Raw genomic sequence first — 405 nt, forward strand, 5'->3', positions numbered from 1 at the left:
TCGGTCTCGTGGGCTCGGCGCGCTGAAGTACGGCGCGACGCACAGCGACCTGTTCTCCGCGATCGGCTCCTTCTCCGGCGGCACCGACATCCGGCCCGCCGACGCGCAGCGCATCGTCGACGACTCCATGTGGGTCTACGGCGCCTCGTTCGCGACGACGGGCCTGCTCGACGGCACCTACCGGGTCACCGGCGGCACGGCCTACCGCATGTCCACCGTGTTCGGGCCCCCGTCGGACTGGGCGGCCTTCAATCCCGTACAGGTGGCGGGCAGCGCCGCCTCGTACCGCGCGTACGACGGCAGGCTCGCGCTCTACGCGGGCACGGGCGAGACGGACGTGTACGGCTGGAACCAGGCACTGCACCAGCCGCTCCTCGACCGTGGCGTCACCCACCGCTACTGCAC

At 71.6% G+C, this 405-nt stretch carries 1 protein-coding gene; it reads left to right on the top strand.

From position 1 onward, the window contains the following. Positions 1 to 405 (top strand): alpha/beta hydrolase (locus J0695_RS42015; protein WP_505383653.1); only part of this gene is annotated, 405 nt, incomplete at both ends.

Source organism: Streptomyces beijiangensis (genome assembly GCF_017315755.1).
Classification (GTDB): Bacteria; Actinomycetota; Actinomycetes; order Streptomycetales; family Streptomycetaceae; genus Streptomyces; species Streptomyces beijiangensis.